Origin of the sequence: Streptococcus humanilactis (assembly GCF_019448275.1) — a bacterium.
Classification (GTDB): domain Bacteria; phylum Bacillota; class Bacilli; order Lactobacillales; family Streptococcaceae; genus Streptococcus; species Streptococcus humanilactis.
In genome coordinates, this window is sequence record NZ_JAHXBZ010000067.1 from 1 (window position 1) to 203 (window position 203).

1 pseudogene is annotated in these 203 nt (G+C 45.3%); it reads left to right on the forward strand.

The annotated features are described in order from the left end of the window. Positions 1 to 203, forward strand: a pseudogene (locus tag KV696_RS09895) (hypothetical protein); the annotation flags it as partial.

Below are 203 nucleotides of genomic sequence, written 5' to 3' on the forward strand. Positions count from 1 at the left end.
GAAGAGAAAAAACAAGTGGAAGATAAGGTCAAAGCGAAGAACCCAGGTAAGGATGTCACAGTAGGTGACGATGGAACCGCAACGGTTACCGATCCAAGCACTAAGATCAGTCACCCAATCGCAGGAAAAGACCTAGTTAACGAAGGCTTCACACCAGTGAAACCAGATGAGAAGGTTGTTGTTCAAGACAAATCCCACTTAAC